A 24093-nucleotide genomic window follows, 5' to 3' on the forward strand; every position below is an offset into this window, starting at 1 on the left:
ATGATGGCATTTTCATTCTTGTTTTTCCGGCGCAGCGCAAAATGCCTCCTATGCATATTGCCGTTTTTGTTATTTTCTTCCGCATTAGCCGCCCGCAATCCTCGATTTGAACAACTCGGTGTCGCCAACGGCTTGCCACAAGAATCGATCAATACCTTCCTGCAGGACCAACAGGGCTTTATGTGGATAGGCACACAAGCAGGTCTGGCGCGCTTTGATGGCTACCGTTTCGTGGTCTATAAAAACAATCCGCAAGATCCAGCTAGTTTGATCGATAACTACATTTTGTCGTCTTACCAGGATGCGCAGGGTGGCTTATGGTTTGGCACCAAGGGCGGCTTAAATCATTTTGATACGCGAAGTAAAAAATTTACCCGCTACATTCCGCAGCAAGAGATTCCCGGCACACTGACTAATCGTTCCGTGGTGGCGATTGCCAGGGATGGCGAACGCGGTATCTGGCTGGCCAGCGAAGATGGTCTTAAACACTTCGCTTTCGCCACCAAAGAATTCACCATCTATCGACATGACGCCAGTAAATTAGATAGCCTAAGTGCGAATAAAATTAATGCCCTTTACAGTGATCCGGAGGGGCGACTCTGGATAGGAACGGCGAACGGTTTAGATTTGTTTCAGCCTCAGCAATCGAACTTTAAACATATTGATATTGAAATTAAGAATCGTCCGGCTAACACCCAGAATAATATTTTGGCGCTCACTGTTGGGCCTGATCAAAAATTATGGATAGGGAGTAGTGCGGGTTTGGCGAGTATCCAATTGGGAAAAGATACGGCCAAACAAGAACCGATTTCTGAGCTTGCCGGTTTCGGTGCTATTGCGGTACAGGCGCTGATGCACGACAAACAAGCTAATCTCTGGATAGGAACTATCAATCATGGCCTGATATTGCTAGACGCGAAAACCGGGCAGGCGAGTAATTACCAGGCACAACCGCTGGACAGAAATAGTTTGGCAAATAATGAAGTAAAGACCTTGTTGCAAGACCGCTCCGGCACTCTATGGGTGGGTACCTGGTTTGGTGCGATCAGTCGGCTCGATTTGCACAGTGGCGGATTTGAGCGCTTGATACAGTTAAATGGCGCGCCCAATAGCTTGAGCGAAAACAAGGTCAGAGCGATAGTCGATGATGAACAAGGTGCGTATTGGCTAGGGACGCTAGGTGGCGGCCTGAATCGGTTTGATCCACAAACCGGGAAAATTGAGGTCTGGCGCCACCGGGAAGGCGACAAACAGAGTCTAGTCGATGATAGGGTCTCTGTGCTTGCCTATGATCAGAACCGCCGTTTATTGGTCGGAACCCGCAATGGCCTCAGTTGCTTTGATCCCAAAACCAATGTTTTTAAAAGTATACTTTTGGGCGCCAGTCTTGATGAAAATTATATACAAAAAATTCTCACTGACGGTGATGGCAATACCTGGATAGGTAGCAGGGGTGGCTTGTTTAAACTGGAGGCTGGCAGTCATACGCTAAAAAGCTATCGGCATGATGTGAGTGACGCCACTAGTCTGGGTGAAAACTCTGTCTTGTCTCTGGCTGCGGATGCCCAGGGAGGTCTCTGGGTAGGGACAGAAAACGGTTTGGACTATTTAGACAAAAATAGCAGTAAATTTAGGCACTATCAAAACGATGCCAAACAGAGCACTAGCTTGCTGCATAATCGTGTGAATAATTTACTGCTGGACAGTAAAGGACGTCTCTGGATAGGAACTGCGGGCGGTCTAAATCAGCTGCTCAAAACTGCGAATGGAGAATTACAATTCCAATCCTATCTGCATTTGCAGCATGGCGCGAATGAATCTATAGGCACTATCCTGGAAGACGAGCAGCAGCAAATTTGGTTTAGCTCTATTGTTGGTATTTCCAGACTCAATCCCTTGAGTGAGCGGATACAGTTGTATACCGCAAACGACGGCTTAACCGAAGGGGCGTTTCTTATAGGCTCCGGGCATAAGGCCAGGGATGGCACACTCATTTTCGGTGGTTTAAATGGCATTAGTTATTTTCAAGCCAAGGCAATTCGCGATAATCTTCAGCCCCCGCCCGTGGTCATCACTGATTTCCTGATTTTTAATCAATCGATCAATGCGCTCGCTACGCGCAAGCAGCAGGAGCTTGGCGCCCTCGATGGCATTGAGAACGCCAAGCGCATACACTTAAATGATAAAGAATCCGTGTTTTCTATCGAGTTTGCGGCACTGCATTTTGCCAACGCGCAGGCCAATCGTTATGCTTATCAATTACAAGGTTTTGATCAGGATTGGGTCGAGGTCGGTGCCAGTAAACGTTTTGCTACCTATACCAATCTCGATCCCGGCGAATACTTATTCAAGGTAAAGGCGAGTAATTCGGATGGCGTCTGGAACGAAACAGGCGCCAGTGTAAGCATCACAATTGCGCCGCCGTATTGGAAAACCTGGTGGTTTCGCGTGCTGGCCTTAAGCGCACTCATTGCCATGGCTTATCTGGCTTTTCAGTTGCGCATACGTGCGTTTAAAAAACAAAGGCAAGTACTCGAACAGGAAGTTGGTTTGAGAACCATGCAATTGCAAATGAAGAACGACGAAGTCTTGCATCAAAAAGAAAATCTGGAGCTGGCGCATAGAAATATGTCCTTGCTCAGTGACATAGGGCGTGAGATCACTGCCAAATTGGATAGTGAAGCCATCATCATGTTGGTCTACCGGTATGTGCATGAGTTAATGGATGCCAGTGTTTTTGGAATTGGTTTCTATCGTCCGGATCGGCAGTTGATCGATTACCCGTTTGCGATAGAAAATGGCAAACGCTACAGCGCGTATAGTCGCGATATGCGTGAGCCGAATCAGTTTGCAGTGTGGTGTATCACGCACGAAAAAGAGATTTTCATTAATGATTTGGAGCGCGAATATACAAATTTTTTTGATGATCTAGATCTCACGGTCGGCACCGTGCGTTTACCGATGCTGGCGGATGGCAGTATGCCCTGTACTGCCCAGTCTATGTTGTACGTGCCTATCTCGGTCGCCGGGAAAATACGCGGGGTCATCAGTGTGCATAGTCATCAAAAAAATGTCTATCAAGGCATGCATCTGGATATGCTGCGTACCCTCGCTTCGTATGTCGGTGTGGCTTTCGATAATGCTGATGCGTATGCGCATCTGAAAGAAACCCAGGAGCAACTAGTCGAGCAAGGTAAGCTCGCTGCCTTGGGCTCGTTGGTGGCGGGGGTGGCGCACGAGCTCAATACGCCGATAGGCAATAGTTTGATGATCGCCAGTACCATGCAGGATAAGACCGAGGTGATGGGTAATTTAATCGCCAGCGCGAGTGCGCGGCGCTCTGATCTGACGAATTTTATCGATGCGGCCAAAGAAGCGTCGGTACTCATCATGCGCAGCTTAACCAGTGCAGCCGATCTGATTAATAGTTTTAAACAAGTGGCGGTAGACCAAACCAGCGCCAAGCGCCGTCAATTTGACTTACAGCAGTGCACCCACGAGATCGCTGCCACCATGATGAATCAGGTGCGCACCGCTGGCCATACTCTGGATTTACAGGTGCCAGCGAATATACCCATGGATAGCTATCCGGGCTCGTATGGTCAAGTGATCATCAATTTTATCGGCAATGTCTTGATGCATGCTTTTGAGGGGCGACGTGATGGCCAGATCAAACTGGTGGCGCGGCGCATGGGTGAGGATAGGGTAGAGATTATTTTTAGTGACAATGGCAATGGCATCAAAGCGGAAGATATCGCGTATATCTTCAATCCCTTCTTTACTACCAAGTTCGGACAGGGCGGCTCGGGACTGGGCCTCAATATCAGTTACAACATTGTGGTTTCTTTGCTGGAAGGGCAAATCCGCGTCGAGAGCGTAGTCGGACAAGGCACTTCCTTCATTTTGGAATTACCCTTGACGGTAGGTAAACTCAGCGCAGCAAACGACTGGGTGGTGTAAATCTGCTTGCATTAGCGTTTTTTTGCTACTAGGTCAGACTAGTTTTTTCAGCGCATTAGACCTAGTCCTCAGTATATATTTCGCCTGCCCACAGGTAGAATAGCCGCAATAATTTGCCTCAACCAGATCCCCTAAGTATTGAGTTTTAAGGGGAGTATGCTACTCCGCCAGCCGATCGCGCAATAACGATGCGCGTAAATCACTTGCTTGCTCCGATACAGGGTGGGGTATCCGAGTCATTGCGGTTTTATCTAACACCATATTTAGTCTGAACTACGCCGAGAATACCGACATGCCTGAGAATACCTATATCACCCCGGTGCTGAAATTATGGAATCAGTTTTCCGCCTATCCGGGTGGCAAATATCTTTTTTCAAAATTCGTGCAGTACAAAGCCCCGTATTTTAAAACCGTCAATGCGCAGGTCCTTGAGTTAAAACCCAACTACGCCCGCCTGACCATTAAAAAACGCAAGGCAGTGCAAAACCACATCGGTACCGTGCATGTGATCGCGATTTGCAATCTGCTTGAAATGGCGATGGGCGCATGCGCCGAGGCATCCATACCCAAACATTTACGCTGGATCCCCAAGGGCATGAGCGTCGAGTACACCGCCAAGGCTGGCAGTGACATTACCGGTATTGCGCAAATCAATCCGGAGCAATGGCGCGCCGGCGATCTGGACGTGGTGATCACCGCGCTCGATGATCAAGGCGTGGTGGTGCTTAAAGGCGTGATCAAGCTGTGGATTAGCGAAAAGAAATCAGCCTAGCGCGGCCTGACACCTTGCAAAAATTTATACAGCATAGGGGTATCGGCGTAGGCGACGTTGAAGCGGAACCAGACGCTGCCTGGCTTACTGAGCATAAAGAACTCATTCGGCGAGAGCAGGATGCCCGCTTTCAGGGCCAGATCGGCCACTTGTTTGCCGTTCCAGTTCTCGCTCTGAGGTCCTGCCCAGCCGGCGCTGACAAACATGCCACCGCGTGGCTTGGCGATCGGTGCCATCCCCACTTCTGCCAGTTTCTCTATCAACCTCTCGCGTCCGGCCGCCAATTGCACCAGTAGTCGCTCTAGCATATGACGGTAGTGGCGCGCCGAAATGGCGTGATACACGGCGCGTTCATTGATCTCCGAAGTGGTCAGGCCGGCCAACATCTTGACACGCGCCAGTTCCGGCAAAAGTGCGTTACTGGCCGAGATAGATCCCACTCTAAACACCGGCGACAAGGTCTTGGAGAAGCTACCTACCCGTATCACCCGGCGCAGCCCATCCATGGCAGCCAGTGAGGCTTCGCCGCGCAGTGCTAGTTCGCGGTAAATATCATCTTCCACCAACCAAAAATCGTATTGTTCGGCCAAGGCCAGCAAGCGATGTGACTGTGCCAAACTGAGCGAGGTACCCAACGGATTTTGCAACACGGTATTGACTATCATTAGCTTGGGCGGTCGCAGCGCAAGTTGCTGCGCTAGAAACTCCATGTCCAAGCCCGCTTCGTTGCGCGGTATGCCGACCGGTATGCAGCCGTGATAGCGTATCAGCGTTAATAAATTACTGTAGCTGGGGTCTTCCACGAACACCGTGTCGCCCGCTTGGGTCAGCGTGCGTAAGATCAGATCAAAGGCATGGGTAGCGCCGTGCGTGAGTAAGATTTGATCCGGCTCGACCGCATACAAAGTGTCGCTTAGACTGGCGGCCATATGCTGGCGCAAACTAGGAAAACCCAAGGGATGACCGTAACCACGTAGCCGATTGGCCGGTATTTTCATGGCGTGCCGCACCGCCTCTAGAATGGTGGTCTCGCCGTACCAGTCGGGCGGGAGCCAGCCAGCACCAACCGGCAAGGCGCCGGACACGCCAGTGTAGAGGTCGGGCGTGAGGGTATCGATCGCGGTTGGGGTGGCCTGAAATACCAGTGCAGACTGGCTCGCCGCCACTTCAGCGCGTGCCACAAAGTAGCCAGAACCGCGTCGCGATGCCAGTAAACCTGAGCTTACCAGCCTATCGTAAGCCTCAACAACTGTGAAGGTGCTGATGCCATTACACTTGGCAAACTGCCTGACGGAAGGCATTTTATTGCCTATTGGCAGCAGACGTTGCGCGATCATTTGGCTAATAATCACAACAATTTGCTCTACCAAACTAGTATCCTTGGCACGCTTAAGCGCCAGGCAAGGCCATGCTAGCTCATTGGTCTGCGGTAATGCGGCCGAGGACGAGGGGGCGGTGTTTTGCAGGCTGCTCATGAGGATTTCCAAAGATCTAGGTTGGTATACAACTGTTATGTTATCACGACCAATACGGTTGTTGGCTTCTGCTCTTTGTGTATCTGTGCCGGGCATGTGGGTCTGCCTATGATTTGCTATCACTTTGCTAAACGCTGGGTTCTGATGTAGTTGCTTTCACTTTGAGCGGCACACAGCAACACTGAGCAACACTGAGCAGCATAAAAACGCATACACAAATTAAAACCACGAAAGAGGAGACACCGCATGAACCTAGAAAAACCTGCATCCATGAACGCATTCTGGATGCCATTTACCGCCAACCGCGACTTCAAGGAAAATCCTCGCTTGCTGGTCTCTGCCGAAGGCATGTATTACCGCGATGTTGATGGAAATCAGGTGCTCGATGGTACGGCTGGTTTATGGTGTGTGCCTTGCGGCCACGCCCAGCCTAAGATAGTCAGCGCGGTGCGCGAGATGGTCGGGCAGCTCGATTTTGCGCCGACCTTCCAAATGGGACATCCTGCTGCCTTTGATCTGGCAGAAAAATTGATGGACTACACCAATCATCGCTTCGGCCAGGTGTTTTACACCAACTCAGGCTCGGAAGCAGTTGATACGGCTTTAAAAATGGCGCTGGCCTATCACAAGGCACGCGGTGAAGGTTCACGCACCCGTCTGATCGGTCGCGAACGTGGCTATCATGGCGTGGGCTTTGGTGGTATGTCGGTAGGTGGTATCGGTGGCAATCGTAAGAACTTCGGGCCCTTGCTGGGAGGTGTAGATCATTTGCCACACACGCATAATCTAGAGAAAAATGCGTTTACCCGTGGTGAGCCCGAGCATGGGATGAATCTGGCTGATGAATTAGAACGTATCGTGGCGCTGCACGATGCCTCCACCATCGCGGCCGTTATCGTCGAGCCAGTGGCTGGTTCTACTGGCGTGTTGATACCGCCTAAAGGTTATCTGAAGCGTTTGCGCGAACTGTGTACCAAGCACGGCATCTTGCTGATTTTTGATGAAGTGATTACCGGTTTCGGCCGTCTGACCACTCCATTTGCTTGCGACTATTTTGATGTGGAACCGGACATGATGACCACCGCCAAGGGCTTGACCAATGGCGTAATCCCTATGGGCGCGGTATTTAGCAAGCAATTTATTTACGATACTTTCATGTCCGGGCCGACTGGCATAGAGCTGTTCCATGGCTACACTTACTCTGGTCATCCTATCGCTTGCGCGGCGGCCTTGGCGACTCTGGAAGTATTCCAGGAGCAGAAAATACTAGCACACGCTGCCAGCATGCAGAGTTATTGGGAAGATGCCGTGCATTCGCTCAAAGGTTTACCGCACGTAATTGATATACGCAGCATAGGTATGATTGCTGGCATAGAGCTGGCCAGCATCCCCGGCAAACCCGGTGCGCGCGCCTTTAGCGCCTTCAAACAAGCCTTTGCCGACGGCATCCTGATACGCACCACGGGCGATATTATCGCCATGTCACCACCGCTGGTGATAGAGAAAAAACATATAGACGAGTTGTTTGGCAAGCTGCGCACCGTCTTAAAAAACCTCGCCTAATCCGCCTAGCAAACCTATCGAAAGAATTGAATGATTACAGATTTGAACACTATTCCCCATTTCATTAACGGTGAGTTGGTACAGACCGCCAGTGAGCGCCATGCTGACGTGTATAACCCAGCGCTGGGTGTGCCGGTGTCGCGCGTGGTGCTCGGTACTGCCGACGACGTAAATACTGCCGTCGCCGCCGCCGCAGCCGCCTTTCCATCCTGGTCGGCGACGCCACCTTTGACACGCGCCCGTGTGTTGTTCAAGTATCTGCAATTATGCCAACAGCATACCGATGAGTTTGCTGCCATGATTACGCGTGAACATGGTAAGACTTTTGCCGATGCCCAGGGCGAAGTGGCACGCGGTATAGAAATGGTCGAATTCGCGGTCGGCATTCCGCAATTACTCAAGGGCGAATTTACCGATCAGATCGCACGCGGCATTGATGCCTGGTCTATGCGCCAGTCACTTGGTGTGGTGGCGGGGATTACGCCTTTTAACTTTCCGGTGATGGTGCCGATGTGGATGTTTCCGGTGGCGATCGCCTGCGGTAACACCTTTATCCTGAAACCGTCCGAGCGCGATCCTTCGGCATCCTTGTTGCACGCAAAACTATTGACAGAAGCGGGCTTGCCTAAGGGCGTATTCAACGTGATACAGGGCGATAAAGTCACGGTTGACGCCTTGCTCGATCATCCGGAAGTGCAAGCCATCAGCTTCGTCGGCTCGACTCCGATCGCCGAATACATCTATGCACGCGGCTGTGCCAAGGGCAAACGGGTACAAGCTTTAGGTGGTGCCAAAAACCACATGGTAGTGATGCCGGACGCTGATATGGAGATGACAGTAGACGCGCTGATCGGTGCCGCTTATGGTTCTGCTGGTGAGCGCTGCATGGCGATCTCGGTGGTGGTGGCAGTCGGTGATGCGGGCGATAAACTGATGGGCGCTTTGGCCGAACGTACTGCCGCCTTAAAGATTCGCGATGGTATGGCGCCGGAGGCCGAGATGGGCCCGGTGGTATCGATACAGGCCAAGCAGCGCATAGAAAAATTGATAGGCGAAGGGGTGGAGCAGGGCGCCACTTTAGTTGTGGATGGTCGTAATTGTGTGGTGGCAAGTCGTGAAAATGGCTTCTTTGTCGGTGGCACCTTGTTTGATCATGTGACAGCTGAGATGAGTATCTACCAAGAAGAAATTTTCGGACCGGTATTGTGTGTGATGCGTGCGCCTGATGTCGCCACCGCAGTTAAATTGATCAACTCGAATGAATACGGCAATGGCGTCGCCATCTACACCCGCGACGGTGGTGTGGCACGAGAGTTCGTGCGTCAGATTCAGGTCGGCATGGTCGGCGTGAATGTGCCTTTACCAGTGCCTATGGCTTTCAATAGTTTTGGCGGCTGGAAGCGCAGCATGTTTGGTGATCATCATGCCTATGGACCGGAAGGCGTGCGTTTCTATACGCGTCATAAGGCAGTGATGCAGCGTTGGCCAAATACCGCCAGCGCCGGTGTTGAGTTTGCTTTCCCACAAATGAAATAAATAAAGTATTAGGGATAGTGCTCATGAGCGTCATGCAGATACAAAAAATGGAGTTCGCCAACTTGGCGGCTGAAGAGTATTTTTTAGCCAGCGAGAAACTGATACAGGGTAATCCCAAACAAACCATCTGGCAGCATTACACTGACCCTAGTGCTAAATTTCTCACAGGGATCTGGCAGAGCGAGATCGGTAAGTGGCGCATCAATTACACAGAAGAGGAGTTCTGTCAGATGCTGCAAGGGGTCAGCATACTCACCGATGCCGACGGTCGTGAGGTAACACTTAAGGCTGGCGATAACTTTGTGATCCCGCGTGGCTTTCAAGGAACCTGGGAAGTGCTTGAGCTTAGTCGTAAAATTTATGTCATTTACGAAGCTTAGGTAATTGCAAAATTCAGCGCAAACTTAAGCGCAAACTCAGCAGCTTAGCTTTTGTATCATCTTGGGCCTTTGCACACACCGGTGTACAAAGGCCCTTCTGTTTTACTTAAACGTGAAATTTTTGTAAGTTTTTGTAAAAAAGACAGCAAGCCCACAGCGCATATTCCATGCGCCTTTCCAGTCCTATCAGGCTGCAGCCCGCATGGATACTGCGCTGTGGGCCTGTCTCATTTTTGTAGCGCCAAATTCCAGGCATTTTGCCTCGAAGTCAGCACTTGTGGTTGGGGCGCTGACTCGTCTACACTGTAGAGCAGGTCTTTATTGGGTTTTCAGTAAAGATAATGTGAGATGCATTATTGTTAATTTTAAAGCCGCTGTTCTTATTCGCAGCGCTTATCGAGATTTTCATGATTTCCTCAGCAAGCGTAGTTTTACATTACAGTCCACTCGTCTATTTTCTATCCAGCCTTGAATATCGCGTGCTGCGCGCTAAGCTGATCCAAATAGCTTTGACAGGACTGATCTCAAGATAGGTAAATTGGGCATAGGCCTGATTAATTGCACAGCATGGATCATAAGACTAGATTTACCAAAACCGCGAAAGGCTTAGCCGAGTCACTGGGAAAAACCAAGGACTTGTCCAGGGACTACCGCCGGGTGATTAAAGAGGTGGATGGGCATGCGTCCTTCCGTGATTTGCAAGATGTTCTGGGTAATTTGTCGGACAATAAGCTGACGGAAATTTTACAAAAATTAGTCAGTGATGAGTATATCCGCGGTTTTAATTTGCCTGAGGCAGCCGCAGTCGATGAGTCAGTAATTCCCGCCGAAGCCGAGATAGAAAATGCGCTGAGCATACTCACGATGGGGGCGTTTTTGCGCGAGGTAGAACACGCAGATAAAGTCCAATCCGGGGAGCTCGATAGTCAAGCTGATGCCAATCAAGAGCAAGCCCGTTTGTCTGCCGAAGCACAAGCTAGGCAAGCCGCTGCGGACAAAATACGCCGGGATACCGATGTCAGGGCTAAGAAATTAGCCGAAGAAAAGCTGCGTCAAAAAGTTGAAGCGCAGGCCAAGAAGGAGTTGGAGGAGCTTGCAAAAGTTGCCGCTGCAGCCAAGGCGCAGAAAGCGGCAGATGAAAAGCTAAGGCAGAAACAACAGGCACTGGAAAAAAAAGCCGCAGATGAGCTGGCTAAACAGCAGGCGGCGCTAGAGCTGGCTCAGCAAAAGGTGCAGGCACAAGCCAAGAAAGAGATCGAAGAGAACAGCAAGCGCGAAGTTGCTGCCAAGGCCAAGCAAGTGGCAGATGAATTGGCAGCGGAATTGGCAGATAAGTTATTACGCCAGCGCCAGCAAGAACTTGAACAAAAACAGGAACAAGCCAGAAAAGTCGCCGAAGAGATTTTAAAGCGTGAGATGGACGCCAAAGCGGCGGCCCAAGCTGTAGTTGAAGCCAAGGCTGCGGCCGAAGCCAAGGCAGTGTTAGTAGAGCAGGCGCGTCAGGCCGAGCAAGCTAGGAAATTAGCGGAAGAAAGCGCGCTGCGGGCTGCCGCTGAGGAAGCCAAAAGAATCGCAGAGCAAATCGCGCAAAAAGAGGCAGAACAAGCTGCGCTAAAAGCACAGCAAATATTAAAAGCGGCACAGGACGCGGCTAACTTAGCTGCGGAGACCAAGGCCAAAGAGCTAGCAGAAGAGCAGGCTCGCAAACGCGCGCAAGAACAGAAAGAAGCCGAAGACAAGGCCTGGCAAAAATTTGAAGCCAAGGCAAAGCGCGAAGCCGAGCAATTAGTATTGGAGCAAGCGCTGGCCTTAGCCTTGCAAGAGGCAGAAGAGAAGGCACGGCAAGAAGCCGCGCTGGCGCTGTTAGCACAGCAGCAGCTGGCAGAACAAGAAGCGCAACAGCGCGCGCAAGAGCTGGCAATGGTCGCGGCACGGCAGGCAGCGGAAGAACAGGCTAAGGCCGAAGCACATGCACAAGAAGAGGCTGCAGCACTCGCCTTAAGTAAGGCATTGGAACAAGAAAGAAAAGTCGCGGCACAAGTTCAGCTAGAAAGACAGGCAAAAAAAAGAGCGGCAAGCCAGGAACAAGCACGTCGCGCAGCCGAACAGCAGGCTAAACGACAATTAGAAATCCAGAAGCAGCAGGCAGAAGAAAAGCAAAAAGCCCTGGAGCGTGCCAAAGAACTCGCGTTAGAGCAAGAAAAAATACAGGCACAGGCACACGCGAAGGCCGAGGAGTTAGCAAAATTGGCAGCACAACAGGCGCAACAAGAATTGGCAGAGCAAGAAAAACAGCAAGCACAAGCTCAATTAGAGACTGAATTGGCAGCTAAATTAGCAGCTCAGCTTGCAGCTGAACTAGCAGCGCAAGCGCAGGCACTAGCCGAACAGCAAGCCCTGGAGTTAGAGCGTCAGCATAGACATGCGGAACAGGCGAAACTGGCTGCGGAAGAAAGAATTAAGCAAGAGGCGGAAAGCTTGGCGTTTGAGTTATCACAGGCGCAGGAGCAAAGGGAATGGGAGTTGCAAGTGCAAACTGCGGCCGCTGAAAAACTCAGGCAGGAAGCCGAGCGGCAAGCGCAAAAAGAAGTCGACGAGCAAGCGCGCAAAGCGATACAGCTAGAGTTGGAACAACAAGCGGAACAGCAAGCACTGGCGCGCAAAGTGCGTGAAGAGGCCGAGCAAAGGGCAGCCATAGAAGTGCAGGAAAGACTGCAGTTAGCGCAGGCACAAGCGCTCGATAGGGCAGAAGAGGAAGCCGCTGCGAACGCCAGAAGGAAGCGCGAGAGAAAGCAAACTCGGGCAGCAGAAAAGCGCGAGACTGCCAATCGTAAGGAGCGAGAACTCAGTAATGCCAATGCGGATAAGAGTAGCTACCAAAACTCTGGCTCGTGGATACAATTATTTTTGGGGGCGACGGTCTTGTTGAGCATCGCCCTATTTGCCTGGGCGCAGCTCAGTGATTTCAGCGCGCGGCTGACCCAATTTGAAAAAGTCAGCAGTGCGCAATTGCATCAGCCAGTCAAAATTGAGCAATTGCATTTTTCATTTTTACCGCAACCGCATTGGCAATTGCAAAACGTTCGCATAGGGGCGCGTTCGCAGATTAAAATTGAGCAAGTCAATGCCGACATAAACATCAGTGCCTTGCTGGCGCAGGAGATGCAAATTAAGGGTTTTGAGTTTATTTCGCCTGTGCTCAATGAAGAGGCGCTGGGCTGGCTATTTTTTGAGAAACTCCAAAGTGCGGGCAATAAAGTACGCTATTTTAGCGCCAGCAATTTGAATCTCGATTGGCCGCAACTGAACCTGGGCAGCTTCGATGTGAGCGGCGAATTTGGAAATAATGGTGCCTGGCAAAGTATCAAACTGCTTTCCGCCAAGCAGTCTATGCAGATAGAAATGCAGCCCAAAGACGGCACTGTGCAAGTGAAAATGAGTGCTAAAAGTTTCGAACTGCCATTGGGCGCTGAGCTAAAATTAGCTGACTTTAGCGCGGAAGGCAGTTTGAGTCCAAAGTCCTTGAGTCTGACTAAATTTTATGGCGTGAACTACGATGGCAGTTTGACCGGGAGCGCCAACTTGAGCTGGGATACGCTCTGGAGTTTTAAGGGTGATATCCACGCCAAGCAGATCAATCTCGCACTCGCTTTGCCGGCCTTATTCGAGAGTGGCAAGGTAGACGGGCATGCAAAGTTCGGCATGCAGGCAACGCAAGCCAGTAAACTCTTCGCTGGCGCCAAAATGAATGGCAATCTGCAAGTGCATGGCGGTAGTTTGCTAGGGGTTAATTTACTTAATCTGATGCAGACTGGCGCCAGCGGTGGCAAATCTGCATTCAATGATCTGGTGGCTGGATTTAGCTACGACGGCGCAAAAACATATTTTAGAAGCGTAAAATTATCCGCCGGTCTGGTGTCGGCTTACGGTAGCGCAGATTTGGGCAAGAATGCGGAACTCTATGGTCGCTTCACGGTCTTGCTGGCCTCGCCGATACGCGAAGCGCGCTCCGATTTACTCTTGTCTGGGCCACTCACCAAGCCACGCTTTAGCGCTGCCGCCGAAGTCACAAGGTCTATGCCTACACCGCTAGAGGATGTGACGGTAACGCTGGAATAAACGCTAGACTCAGCGCCAAAGTAATCAGCAAAAGCACTTTGTTAAAAAATGAAATGATGCCTGGGCTGCGGCGCATATTCCATGCGCCTGGCAGGCCAGACTATCTGCTAAGCCGCATGGGTGCTGCGTTTGGGACGAGTACTCGTTGGAATTTGCGACACAGGCAGAAAGCCTGAATTCAGCGCAAAAAGCTGCCGTTTTTGCCGATCACCACCATCTCGACAAAACTTGATCCATTGTGCATATTCGGGCCGAAGTTAATTGTATAACCGCCCAGATCTATGTTGCCCATGGTTTCTGCGGTCTTGATAAAGCGTTCGCGGTTCAAGTCTTTGCCGACCTTGCTAGCGATTTCTGAAAACGTTTTGGCTGCGATATACCCCTCAAGGCTGGTGAAGTCATAAACGCTGTGTCCGGCTTTTTGCATGGCTTTTTGGTATTCGGCGACGATAGGACTACGGGTATTCCAGGGCAGTGGCACCACTTGCGAAATACTGACGCCGATGCCGTCTTTGCCTAAGGCGGCGGCAAATGCACTACTGCCTACCATCGAGGTATTGAAAAATTGTCCGAGATAGCCGGCCTTGCGCATCTCTTTGATCAGGTTCGCTGAGGTCAGATAACTACAAAGTTGAATCACCGCATCCGGTTTTTTGGCTAATAGTTTGGCACTAACGCCAGTTGCGCCGATGGCAATCGCGTTACGTCCTACCGAGGCAGTTTCAGCCAGTTCCAGACCTAGTTTTTGCGCAGCGCTTGCGACGGCGGTCATCGCCGATTTTCCTTCGGCATCGTTTTGATAAAGAATTGCGATGCGTTTTATTCCCATGACTGACAACTGTTCTAAGCTATGGCGAATTTCATCGAGTAAGCTGGCGCGGGTATTAAATACATAGCGATTCGAGGCGTCGCGTAGCGGCGCCGCGCCCGAAAGTGGCGCGAAAAAAGGTAATTTTGCCTTGTTGACGAGCGCCAGTGCAGCGGTGCTGGTACTGCTACCGACATAGCCGAATAGGGCAAACACCTTATCGTTTTCTATATACTGGTTAGTGTTTTCTAGCGCATTGGACGGCTCAAAATTATCATCATCCTTGAGCAGTGTCACCTTACGACCAGCGACGCCTCCGCGCGCGTTTAGTGCATCAAAATAGGCCATGGCGCCCAGATTGGCGCGTATCCCAAGTTCGGCCGAGTCACCGCTAAACACGGCAGACTGGCCAAGGATAATTTTACCGTCGGTCACCCCATTTTCTGATGCAAGTAGTGCGCTTGAAAACATCAGCAAAGAGATTAGGGTGCTTAGACGGAGAATTGGCATAGTGTACTTTCATCGTTGGATGAGACCAAATCATACAGGTTATTGCTACTGTTGTACTTATTTATACACCAAGTTTGTCGCGTAAATCGTACCAGACCGCGCCCATCGCTGTGAGCGGTACGCGTAACAAGCGGCCACCGGGGAAGGGGTAATGCGGCAGGCATTCAAAGGCCGAGAAACGCTCTGCCTGACCCTGTATGGCTTCGGCAAGCAAGCGGCCGATCAAGTGTGTGAAAGTGATACCATGCCCGGAACAGCCTTGCGAATAATAGATATTCTCACTCAATTTGCCTACTTCTGGCATGCGCGAAAGCGTCAGCAAGAAGTTGCCAGTCCAGCCGTAATCAACCTTAACGTTTTTTAGCTGCGGGAACACTTTATACATATTCGGTCGAATGATGGATTCTATGTGCGCTGGATCGCGCGCGCCGTAAATCACGCCACCACCAAAGATCATGCGTTTGTCGCCGGACAGTCGATAGTAATCGAGCAGGAAATTATTATCTTCCACGCAGTAATCGGAAGGGATCAATTCATCTGCCATGCTACCCAAAGGTTCGGTCGTGATGACCTGGGTTCCGCAAGGCATGGACATCTTGGCCAATTTAGGTTCCAGATCACCGATGTAAGCGTTGCAGGCCAGGATGACAAATTTTGCTTTGACCTGTCCTTGTGCAGTGTGCACCACAGGATTGGCACCGCGATCGACCTTGGTGACGGCGCTATGCTCATAGATGACGCCACTGTTTTGTTCAAATGCGGCCGCTTCGCCTAGTGTCAGATTGAGTGGGTGAAAATGACCGCCCGTTTTATCCACGAGTATCGCCTCGTAGCGATCGGTATTTACGACTTTTTTGATCTCGCTGGGCTGGTCGATCAAACTGAGATTTTTATGCCCCCATTTTTCCCATAATTCTTTTTGTTCTTCTAGAGCCTTGACCTTTTTCTTGCTCAATGCGGCATACACGCCACCGTCTTTGAGGTCGCATTTGATATTGTATTTTGCCACGCGATCGCGAATAATCTGGGCGCCTTCAAACATCATTTCTGCTAAAGGCTTGGCTTTTTCTTTGCCATAGCTAGACTCGATCACGTCGATGTCGCGTGAATAGCTATGCACAATTTGTCCGCCATTGCGCCCGGATGCACCCCAGCCTACTTTGGCCTGTTCCAGTATCACTACTTTAAATCCTGCCTCGGCCAAATGCAGGCCCGCACTGAGCCCGGTATAACCGGCACCGATGATGCAAATGTCGGCCTCGATTGCACCGCGCAAAGCAGGGCGTTCGGGTGATGGGTGGGCGGACGCTGCGTAGTAAGAAGGGGCGTGCTGAGTATCGTTAGTGGCTGCGCTGTTAGACATAGAAAACCTTTTTTTGGGAAATTGCGCCATGTATTTTCCTATGCGTCGCCCTAGTTAAGGCCAGAAAATCATGACTATTATCATTATTCTGCACAAGCAAATGCCTGTTCGTGCAGGGTGTCTCATTGCGGTATAACTTAATTGCGTGCTTAATGGCGTGACTAATTGCGTGATTTTTTCTCTACGGTTTGACGACAGGCATCACCAAATGCCTGAAACATACGGATAGAAAATGGATTTTGCGCCGCCTGCCATTCCGGATGCCATTGCACCCCCAGTGTGAATTGCTCACACTCAGGTAGATGCACAGCCTCAATCAAGCCATCTTCAGCATGCGCTAATGCCTGTAAGCCCTTGCCTAAGGTTTTAATGCCTTGACCGTGCAAGGAGTTGACGGGGATTTCTGCTTGCTGCATTAAGCTGGCAAACCAGGTATCGGGCACCATTTTCACTGTATGAACATCGGCATACTGTTGGGCGACGCTGGCGCTATAATCTTCGCGGTGTTCGCGCATGCCGGGTATTGCATACAATTTTTGATACATGTCGCCACCAAGCGCAACGTTCAGTTCTTGCATGCCACGACAAATCCCGAACAGCGGCAAACCCATTGCCAGCGCCGCATGAATCAGCGGTAAATCGAAACGATCCCTATCCTGGTCCTGGGTCTTTTCTGGTGTTAAATTCTCTTGCCCGTACAGGCTAGGATCAATGTTACTGCCAGCGCCAGTCAGATACACCCCGTCCACCATGGACAAATAAAGAGCGAGGTCATTGCTGCCAAAGCAGGTCGGTGCCAGCACCGGCACACAGCCAGCATGCTCGACCAGAGGACGCATATATTTTTTGGTCATCACCTGGTACTCATGGCCGGCCCGCTCCTGAGCCCCCATAGACATCAGTACGATAGGTTTTCGGGTGCCGGAGGATGACTTAGAACTGGTTTCTTGAACTTGGCCGTGAGCCGTATTTTTGGTATTTGACATGATATTTTTTACTACGCATAGCCTGCCTTAAGCAGCCTAATATAAATTTGAAAGAGGTGGTGCTGATGCCATCGCTGAGTTGAAGTGAACAAAACTTAGCAAATACTGAGGGCAGGGGTTAGCATTTCCCACCCTCAGCGTTCTGCCTGGATTTACCCAGACATCAATTACATACCGGCGATGCACCAGTATTTGATGACCAGATAGTCCTCTATCCCATACTTCGATCCTTCACGTCCCAAGCCGGATTGTTTAACCCCACCGAATGGCGCGACTTCACTCGACAAGATGCCGGTGTTGATGCCCACCATGCCGTATTCCAATTGCTCGGCGACCCGCCAGATACGGCCGATGTCGCGGCTAAAGAAGTACGATGCCAGGCCAAATTCGGTGTCATTTGCCATCGCCACGACTTCTTCATCGCTAGAAAAACGGAACAAGGGAGCGATAGGGCCAAAGGTCTCTTCGCGTGCCACTGCCATCGCCTGAGTCACATCAGCTAATACTGTGGGTTCAAAGAAAGTGCCGCCCAATGCATGGCGTTTCCCGCCAGCCAGCACCCGTGCACCTTTGCTCAGTGCATCGTCGATTTGTGCTTCCACTTTCAATACTGCGGCTTCATTGATCAAGGGGCCTTGATTGACGCCAGCATCAAAGCCATTGCCAACCACGAAGCTCTTTTTGACCGCCTCTACCAATTTGCTACTAAACAAATCATAGACTTCATCTTGTACATAAATGCGGTTCACACAGACGCAGGTTTGGCCGGAGTTACGATATTTTGACGCCAGTACGCCTTCTACTGCGGCATCCAGATCCGCGTCTTTAAAGACGATGAAGGGTGCATTGCCGCCCAGTTCCAGCGAGAGCTTTTTGATGCTGCTGGCCGATTGCTGCATGAGTAGGCGGCCAACCGCAGTTGATCCCGTAAAACTGAGTTTGCGTACCGTAGGGTTTGCTGTAAATTCTCCGCCGATTTCTACCGGGTTACCTGTGATGACATTGAAAACGCCATCCGGCACACCGGCTCTACGCGCCAATTCGGCTAGTGCCAGCGCCGAGAAGGGCGTTAGTTCCGCCGGTTTGACCACCATGGTGCAACCAGCGGCTAAGGCAGGTGCGGCTTTGCGGGTGATCATCGCCGATGGAAAATTCCAAGGAGTGATGGCAGCGCAAACACCGATAGGCTCTTTGTTGACCATGATGCGGCGACCAGGTGCCGAGGCTGGAATGGTGTCACCGTAGATACGCTTGGCTTCTTCTGCAAACCATTCTATGTATGCTGCGCCGTAGGCGATTTCACCGCGGGCTTCGGTCAGAGATTTGCCTTGCTCGGCGGTCATGATGATGGCCAGATCTTCGCAATTCTCTAACATCAGGCCATGCCAACGACGCAAAATGGCAGCTCTATCCTTTGCCAGCAATGCGCGCCATGGTTTCCATGCCGCATTGGCGTTGGCAATTGCGCGATTGGCTTCAGATGCCCCCATCTTCGGTACATGACCCAAGATATCGCCAGTGGCAGGATTGTTCACGGCAATTTTTTCACCACTCTCAGCATCGCACCATTGGCCGTTGATATAGGCTTGTTGCTTAAACAGCGAGGGATCTTTTAATGTCAACATGATTGAGTCCAATATTTATTTATTTTTGAATTTCAATTAAGCGCGCAAGGCCGCATCGAGGATGTCTAAGGCTTCGGCCATCACTGCATCCGGAATAGTTAAAGGAAACAGGAAGCGAATCACATTGCCATACACGCCGCAAGTGAGTAAGAGTAAGCCATTCTTCAAGGCATACGCTTGGACTTTTTTGGCAAACTCTGGATTCGGTTTGCCGCTATCGGCGTGTTTGAATTCGACTGCCAACATGCCGCCTAAACCGCGAATCTCTGCGATTTGAGGAACACTTTCCTGCGCTGCCTTGAGGCGTTTAGTTAGTTGTTGGCCCAGGCTATTAGCGCGTTCGCAGAGCTTTTCTTCTTCGATAATATTCAGAACGGCCAGCGCAGAGGCAACCGCCAATGGATTACCCGCATAGGTGCCGCCTAAGCCACCCGGTGCTGGTGCATCCATGATCTCGGCGCGTCCGCATACGCCGGACAATGGCAAGCCGCCCGCCAAGCTCTTGGCCATGGTGGTTAAGTCGGCTAAGACATCGTAATGTTCCATCGCAAATAGCTTACCGGTACGGGCAAAGCCAGTCTGAATTTCATCAGCGATCAGTAGGATGCCGTGTTGATCGCAAATGGCACGCAAGGCGCGCATCAACTCTGGTGGCGCGACCACAAAACCGCCTTCGCCTTGGACTGGCTCGAGAATAATCGCCGCGACGCGTTTAGGATCGATACTGGCTTTAAACAGCATTTGTATCGCATGTAGCGTGTCGTCTACTGACACGCCATGCAGTTCGCTAGGAAACGGTGCGTGATATACCTCACCCGGGAAGGGGCCAAAACCTAATTTGTATGGATCCACTTTACCAGTGAGTGCCATACCCATCATGGTGCGACCATGAAAGCCGCCTGAGAAAGCGATCACACCGGGGCGACCTGTGGCAGCGCGCGCGATCTTGATGGCGTTTTCGACTGCTTCGGCACCGGTGGTGAAGAAGGAGGTTTTCTTGGCATGTGTGCCCGGCGTGATGCGACTGATTTTCTCTGCCAATTCCACATAACTGGCATACGGTACGATCTGATACGCAGTGTGGGTAAAGCGCGTCATTTGTTCGGTGATCGCGGCGATAATCTTAGGATGGCGGTGCCCGGTGTTTAATACCGCAATGCCGGCGGCGAAATCAATATAACGCTTACCTTCTACATCCCATAATTCTGCGTTTTCGGCGCGGTCGGCGTAAAAATCACACATGACACCGACACCGCGCGGGGTGGCTTGATCTTTACGGTTTTTTAATTCGAGATTTGTGCTCATGATTTTCCTTGCTGGCTAGGTGGTAATTTGGAGGTAATTGGGTGATGAATTGGGTCGTGAATTATTCAGTGCAGCCATGTTGCCTCGATTTGGCTCTATTAAATAGTGCCAGTTATAAGTTTTTGATGGTGCCACTTATTTCTCTGGGTCTATAATGATATTTCTTTGATTTTGACTTTTAATTTCGACCTTTAATTTCGACCTTTGGTTTTGGTCTTAAATTTTTTATTGATACGCATGCGCACCTTTAATCTATCTGACTACTTGCTGCAATACTTAGACAAAGCCTCTGGCACACCGCGTAACCGTCAACTGTATCGCTTGATGCGACAAGCCATCCTCGACCGCGTGTTGCCGGCCGATACACGCTTGCCTTCTAGTCGTGATCTGGCCACTGAATTAGCCATTTCCCGCAATACGGTGTTGTACGCCTACGAGCAATTGCTGGCGGAAGGCTATGTCGAAGCGCGCGCCGGTAGTGGCACCTATGTGGCTGACACCGTGCCCGACACGGTGCATTTGCCGACCGTGGCGACTAGACGGGTCGCGGCCATTCACGAGACCGCGCATTTGTCGCAACGCGGTCATAGATTGGTAGCGCAGGCCGGTGCCGCTACGCAGCAATGGGGCGCTTTTGTACCAGGCGTACCAGATGTGACGCAATTCCCGCATAAGATCTGGAACACTTTACAAAGCAAGGTCTGGCGCAAACCGCCTATCGCTGCGCTCACTTATGGCCATGGTGGTGGCTATCAGCCTTTGCGTGAGGTGGTGGCCGAATATTTAAAAGTCTCACGTTCGGTCGATTGTGAGGCTGGCCAAGTGGTGATCACGAATGGCATCCATCAATCCATCGATTTATGTCTGCGCCTGCTCAGCGATCCCGGTGACGTGGCATGGGTAGAAGATCCCTGCTATTGGGGCGCGCGCAATTTATTGTCGGCCTCTGGTGTCACGATACGTCCGATCAAGGTCGATGCCGAGGGGATCTGTCCTAGCGAAGCGGATCTGGCGGCAGTGCCGCGTTTTATTTTTGTGACGCCGTCGCATCAATATCCGCTTGGCATGGTGATGAGTCTGGCGCGCCGTCGCAGCTTATTGGATTACGCCAGACGGCATGGGTGCTGGATTATAGAAGACGATTACGATAGTGAATTTCGGTATAGCGGACGGCCGTTGGCCTCTCTGCAAGGGATGGATAGTGGCGAGCGCGTGCTGTACATGGGCACCTTTAGTAAAACCATGTTCCCCGGTTTAAGGCTGGGATATCTGGTGCTGCCGCAAGCCCTGAGTAAGCCTTTTGTGACCGGGATGGAAGAGTTACATCGATCTGGTCAAGCGCCGCTACAAGCGACCATGGCCGAGTTTATGACGCAAGGGCATTTTAATTCTCACATACGGCGTATGCGTTTGATGTACGGGGCCAGATTAGAAATTTTGCAGCAGGAAATCGATAGCCATTTCGAAGGCACTGAGGTGCAGGCTGTCGGCAGTGATGCTGGCCTACATTTGGCGCTACGTCTGCCGGCGCGATGTGACGATAAATTGATCGCCCGTCTGGCATTAGAGCGCGGCGTGGCGGTGCGACCCCTGTCCTCGTATTACCACGATGCCAGCCAGGGCGATTCTGGACTAGTCCTCGGTTATGCCTGCGTCGACGATGCGAATATTGCGCCAGCCTTTGAAATACTGGCTAAGCAAATTAAGGCGTATTTATAGCTTAGATTTTAATTTTTTAAACCGTTTGCGCAGTATCTATGCGGCTTGCAGCCCGAAAAGCTCTGGCTAGCCGCATAGATACTGCGTGTCTCATGCTGGAAATAGAGAAAAGCGGCTTAATCGCTCAGCGCTTCTTTGGCAGCTTCTTCTGGACTGAGTCCGTCATAAAACTGATCTGTCAAAAAATCGATTTGATCTTCGATATATTCCTGCGCTTGAGCCACAGTGGCGCCGCCTTTTACCAGGTAACCCTCGACCTCGATGCACCACTCGATGACCGCCATTGTTTCTGGATCTAGCTCTTCATTTTTCTTTGCCATGATATGTCCTTGGTTTGTTGTAGCGTATATTCCGATTGTAAGCCCGATATTGCCGTCCACAAAGCGAAACTAAATGCTTAGTTCTCAGCCAGGCTAGTAATCATGTTTGCTATTATCGCTGCTGCGCGCGGTAATAGCGTTTTTATTCAGCGAGATTTTTTAATTTTTAGACCAGGGAAATACTGAAGATGGCAAGTTATATTGAAGGCACGCTCATTAAAGACGAAAAACTTGTGTATGTCGGCAACATTAGTTTATGGACCCTGGCACCCTTGTTGTGCTTGGGTTTTGTTTTGTTGTTGGCCTATGGCCTAGGTCTCATCGTATTGTTGATAGCTTACATACGCTATAAGACCACTGAGTTGGCGTTTACCAATAAAAGGGTGGTGGCGAAATTTGGTTTCATCAGTCGGAAAACCATAGAGATCAATATTAGCAAGGTCGAGAGCATACAAGTCCATCAAAGCATCACAGGCCGTATTTTTAATTACGGTAGTTTGGTGATTACAGGTTCAGGTGAGTCACAGGCACCGATCGCTGGCATCTCTAATCCCATGGGCTTTCGACGTGCTTTTATGGAAGCGCAAGACATGGCGCAAAAAAATCAATAAATTTTTTCAGCAGGGTTTGCATGAGTGGTGCTTAAACGCGATGTAGGCTAGGCAATCGGGCATCAGTATGAGGCGGCAAGATTAGTAAAGAGGCGTCGCTAGCGGCCATCATCTTCCAGGTTTCGAAACCACCTTGCAAGGGATGGGCGTTGCGATAGCCTAGCTTTTGCAAGCTCTGCGCAACTTGTACCGCGCCTGCGTCTTGCGGACAGGCGCAGATAGTAATAATTGGATAGTCTTTATCGATGCGGCCCAATGAGGCGCTAATTGCGTCGTAATTGGTTTGGTGAGCGTGCAGGATGCTGCCGGTTTCTGCGATCAGGCCAGTGCTGCGTAAATCGATGATATGCGGTGGCCTAGCACTGGCTAGGGCGAGCTGCATTTCCCTGGCATCGACATGATGCATGCGGGCGCTGCGCTCGAAGCGGTATTTCATCAATAACTTCCATCCTATCAAGAGCGCCATCAGGAATCCCGCTATCAGTGCCAAACGTATGCCGTGCTGCGACATCAGATCGAGTGCGAGCGCGATGTGGCGCTGTAGCGCATAGCCAGCCAGCAAGGCGAATCCTGACCAGAGTGCCGCGCCTATCGCGGAGGCGATAAAAAAGGAAGAGCGGCGCATGCCCAGTGCACCGGCAACTGGTGGTGCTACGGTAGAAAAACCCGGAATAAATTTTCCAAATATCAGCGACCAGACCCCCCATTTAGTAAATCTCGCTTCAGTCTGATTGACACATGAACTCGGATTGATGGAGAGTTTGCACAGCAGTGACAAGACCCGATAACCAAAGCGGCGACCGGCTTGATACCATAACCAATCGGCCAGTAAAGAAGCGAAGGTGGCCGCCAGTAACATCATCGAAAGCGCTTGCCAGCCACTGGCGCGACTGGCGGCCAGTATCATGGTTGGCACTGATGGCAAGGGGAAGCCAAGTTGCTGCAAGAAGACGTTCATAAATACCAGTAGGCTGCTATCTTGCTGCATGAATTGGGATAGCCAGGTACTTTGCATGAACGATTCCTAAATGAGGTGCTGGT

At 50.9% G+C, this 24093-nt stretch carries 16 protein-coding genes; 8 read left to right on the forward strand and 8 right to left on the reverse strand.

Annotation, left to right across the window (positions count from 1 at the left end; genetic code table 11):
* Positions 1 to 3960: a two-component regulator propeller domain-containing protein gene (locus tag EJN92_RS19205; protein ID WP_227869611.1), complete on the forward strand. Its 3960-nt coding sequence runs from the start codon at positions 1 to 3 to the stop codon at positions 3958 to 3960.
* A 292-nt stretch (positions 3961 to 4252) separates the two neighbouring features.
* On the forward strand, positions 4253 to 4732 hold the full coding sequence (locus tag EJN92_RS19210; protein ID WP_126129303.1) for a hotdog fold domain-containing protein: 480 nt from the start codon (positions 4253 to 4255) through the stop codon (positions 4730 to 4732).
* On the opposite strand, the gene EJN92_RS19215 is transcribed toward EJN92_RS19210, so the two are convergent.
* Positions 4729 to 6207 (reverse strand): aminotransferase-like domain-containing protein, encoded by a 1479-nt coding sequence (locus EJN92_RS19215; RefSeq protein ID WP_126129304.1) that lies wholly within the window; start codon positions 6205 to 6207, stop codon positions 4729 to 4731. The genes EJN92_RS19210 and EJN92_RS19215 overlap by 4 nt on opposite strands.
* Before the next feature lie 246 nt (positions 6208 to 6453).
* Here EJN92_RS19215 and aptA point away from each other — a divergent pair, with 246 nt between their 5' ends.
* From aptA to EJN92_RS19235, 4 genes are all read left to right on the forward strand, one after another.
* On the forward strand, positions 6454 to 7770 hold the full coding sequence (gene aptA / locus EJN92_RS19220) for an omega-aminotransferase AptA (RefSeq protein ID WP_126129305.1): 1317 nt from the start codon (positions 6454 to 6456) through the stop codon (positions 7768 to 7770).
* A gap of 30 nt (positions 7771 to 7800) precedes the next feature.
* Entirely contained in the window at positions 7801 to 9306 is a 1506-nt protein-coding gene (locus EJN92_RS19225) for a CoA-acylating methylmalonate-semialdehyde dehydrogenase (RefSeq protein ID WP_322348669.1), read from the forward strand.
* A 23-nt stretch (positions 9307 to 9329) separates the two neighbouring features.
* Entirely contained in the window at positions 9330 to 9686 is a 357-nt protein-coding gene (locus EJN92_RS19230) for a cupin domain-containing protein (protein WP_126129306.1), read from the forward strand.
* A 567-nt stretch (positions 9687 to 10253) separates the two neighbouring features.
* Positions 10254 to 13805, forward strand: a complete 3552-nt coding sequence (locus tag EJN92_RS19235; RefSeq protein WP_126129307.1) for a hypothetical protein — start codon at positions 10254 to 10256, stop codon at positions 13803 to 13805.
* A gap of 178 nt (positions 13806 to 13983) precedes the next feature.
* Here EJN92_RS19235 and EJN92_RS19240 read toward each other — a convergent pair whose 3' ends face one another.
* The 5 genes from EJN92_RS19240 to EJN92_RS19260 all read right to left on the reverse strand — a co-directional run bounded on the left by EJN92_RS19240 (position 13984) and on the right by EJN92_RS19260 (position 20402).
* Positions 13984 to 15123 (reverse strand): ABC transporter substrate-binding protein, encoded by a 1140-nt coding sequence (locus EJN92_RS19240; RefSeq protein WP_126129308.1) that lies wholly within the window; start codon positions 15121 to 15123, stop codon positions 13984 to 13986.
* Between the two features lie 61 nt (positions 15124 to 15184).
* Positions 15185 to 16486 carry an NAD(P)/FAD-dependent oxidoreductase gene (locus EJN92_RS19245; RefSeq protein WP_126129309.1) on the reverse strand — a complete coding sequence of 434 codons (1302 nt, stop codon included), beginning with the start codon at positions 16484 to 16486 and terminating at the stop codon, positions 15185 to 15187.
* A 161-nt stretch (positions 16487 to 16647) separates the two neighbouring features.
* Positions 16648 to 17472, reverse strand: coding sequence for a gamma-glutamyl-gamma-aminobutyrate hydrolase family protein (locus EJN92_RS19250; protein WP_126129310.1), 825 nt, complete (start codon positions 17470 to 17472; stop codon positions 16648 to 16650).
* A 167-nt stretch (positions 17473 to 17639) separates the two neighbouring features.
* A complete protein-coding gene (locus tag EJN92_RS19255; RefSeq protein ID WP_126129311.1) occupies positions 17640 to 19097 on the reverse strand; it encodes an NAD-dependent succinate-semialdehyde dehydrogenase in 1458 nt (485 codons plus the stop codon).
* 36 nt (positions 19098 to 19133) lie between these two features.
* A complete protein-coding gene (locus EJN92_RS19260) occupies positions 19134 to 20402 on the reverse strand; it encodes a 4-aminobutyrate--2-oxoglutarate transaminase (protein WP_126129312.1) in 1269 nt (422 codons plus the stop codon).
* A 237-nt stretch (positions 20403 to 20639) separates the two neighbouring features.
* Between EJN92_RS19260 and pdxR the strand changes: the two genes are divergently transcribed.
* Positions 20640 to 22121 (forward strand): MocR-like pyridoxine biosynthesis transcription factor PdxR, encoded by a 1482-nt coding sequence (pdxR, locus tag EJN92_RS19265; protein WP_126129313.1) that lies wholly within the window; start codon positions 20640 to 20642, stop codon positions 22119 to 22121.
* 116 nt (positions 22122 to 22237) lie between these two features.
* Here the strand turns inward: pdxR and EJN92_RS19270 are convergent, their stop codons facing one another.
* Positions 22238 to 22441, reverse strand: coding sequence for a hypothetical protein (locus EJN92_RS19270; protein ID WP_126129314.1), 204 nt, complete (start codon positions 22439 to 22441; stop codon positions 22238 to 22240).
* A gap of 188 nt (positions 22442 to 22629) precedes the next feature.
* On the opposite strand from EJN92_RS19270, the gene EJN92_RS19275 reads away from it, so the two are divergent.
* Positions 22630 to 23052, forward strand: a complete 423-nt coding sequence (locus EJN92_RS19275) for a PH domain-containing protein (protein WP_126129315.1) — start codon at positions 22630 to 22632, stop codon at positions 23050 to 23052.
* 31 nt (positions 23053 to 23083) lie between these two features.
* Here the strand turns inward: EJN92_RS19275 and EJN92_RS19280 are convergent, their stop codons facing one another.
* Complete coding sequence (locus tag EJN92_RS19280; protein ID WP_126129316.1) at positions 23084 to 24067, reverse strand: VTT domain-containing protein; 984 nt, start codon at positions 24065 to 24067, stop codon at positions 23084 to 23086.
* Positions 24068 to 24093: the final 26 nt, after the last annotated feature.

The organism is Undibacterium parvum (assembly GCF_003955735.1).
Taxonomy (GTDB): domain Bacteria; phylum Pseudomonadota; class Gammaproteobacteria; order Burkholderiales; family Burkholderiaceae_D; genus Undibacterium; species Undibacterium parvum.

Coding starts and splice junctions, on each gene's coding strand:
- EJN92_RS19210 (WP_126129303.1), top strand. CDS start 4,253: ATGCCTGAGAATACCTATATCACCCCGGTGCTGAAATTATGGAATCAG.
- EJN92_RS19245 (WP_126129309.1), bottom strand. CDS start 16,486: ATGTCTAACAGCGCAGCCACTAACGATACTCAGCACGCCCCTTCTTAC.
- EJN92_RS19240 (WP_126129308.1), bottom strand. CDS start 15,123: ATGCCAATTCTCCGTCTAAGCACCCTAATCTCTTTGCTGATGTTTTCA.
- EJN92_RS19235 (WP_126129307.1), top strand. CDS start 10,254: ATGGATCATAAGACTAGATTTACCAAAACCGCGAAAGGCTTAGCCGAG.
- EJN92_RS19275 (WP_126129315.1), top strand. CDS start 22,630: ATGGCAAGTTATATTGAAGGCACGCTCATTAAAGACGAAAAACTTGTG.
- EJN92_RS19270 (WP_126129314.1), bottom strand. CDS start 22,441: ATGGCAAAGAAAAATGAAGAGCTAGATCCAGAAACAATGGCGGTCATC.
- aptA (WP_126129305.1), top strand. CDS start 6,454: ATGAACCTAGAAAAACCTGCATCCATGAACGCATTCTGGATGCCATTT.
- EJN92_RS19255 (WP_126129311.1), bottom strand. CDS start 19,097: ATGTTGACATTAAAAGATCCCTCGCTGTTTAAGCAACAAGCCTATATC.
- EJN92_RS19215 (WP_126129304.1), bottom strand. CDS start 6,207: ATGAGCAGCCTGCAAAACACCGCCCCCTCGTCCTCGGCCGCATTACCG.
- pdxR (WP_126129313.1), top strand. CDS start 20,640: ATGCGCACCTTTAATCTATCTGACTACTTGCTGCAATACTTAGACAAA.
- EJN92_RS19260 (WP_126129312.1), bottom strand. CDS start 20,402: ATGAGCACAAATCTCGAATTAAAAAACCGTAAAGATCAAGCCACCCCG.
- EJN92_RS19280 (WP_126129316.1), bottom strand. CDS start 24,067: ATGCAAAGTACCTGGCTATCCCAATTCATGCAGCAAGATAGCAGCCTA.
- EJN92_RS19225 (WP_322348669.1), top strand. CDS start 7,801: ATGATTACAGATTTGAACACTATTCCCCATTTCATTAACGGTGAGTTG.
- EJN92_RS19205 (WP_227869611.1), top strand. CDS start 1: ATGATGGCATTTTCATTCTTGTTTTTCCGGCGCAGCGCAAAATGCCTC.
- EJN92_RS19230 (WP_126129306.1), top strand. CDS start 9,330: ATGAGCGTCATGCAGATACAAAAAATGGAGTTCGCCAACTTGGCGGCT.
- EJN92_RS19250 (WP_126129310.1), bottom strand. CDS start 17,472: ATGTCAAATACCAAAAATACGGCTCACGGCCAAGTTCAAGAAACCAGT.